Origin of the sequence: Aquicoccus porphyridii (assembly GCF_008369105.1) — a bacterium.
In the GTDB taxonomy this organism is placed as follows: domain Bacteria; phylum Pseudomonadota; class Alphaproteobacteria; order Rhodobacterales; family Rhodobacteraceae; genus Aquicoccus; species Aquicoccus porphyridii.
On the sequence record NZ_VINQ01000216.1, the window covers coordinates 1 to 374 of the forward strand.

A 374-nucleotide genomic window follows, 5' to 3' on the forward strand; every position below is an offset into this window, starting at 1 on the left:
CTATAACGTGACAAACCGGCCAAGCTGACCGGCCCTGCCGCCAAACGGCGGCAAACGGGCTAAGCTCGAGACGCCGCCTGGCGTCTTCATGGAGGATTCCGCATGTTGTTGCTCTGGTTAGTCGTACTGGTACTCGGTGTCGCTTACCTCGCCCATCGGCGTACCCCCCCCGCTCCCGCGCTCGGCATCAGCGCCGCCTACCTGATCCTGATGGGCGTGTTCAGCCACGCGCCCGGCTGGCTGCTGCTGGTCTTCTGGCTGCTCTGGCTGGCGGTGGCGCTTCCCCTCGCCCTGCCCGACCTGCGCCGGCGCGTGCTCAGCGGTCCGCTGTTCGCCTGGTTCCAGAAAGTCCTGCCGCCGATGTCCGACACCGA

Annotated in this window: 1 protein-coding gene; it reads left to right on the plus strand. The window is 66.8% G+C overall.

The annotated features are described in order from the left end of the window. Positions 1–102 precede the first annotated feature (102 nt). The coding region (locus tag FLO80_RS24245) for a hypothetical protein (RefSeq protein WP_223145565.1) at positions 103–374 on the plus strand (272 nt) is incomplete at its 3' end.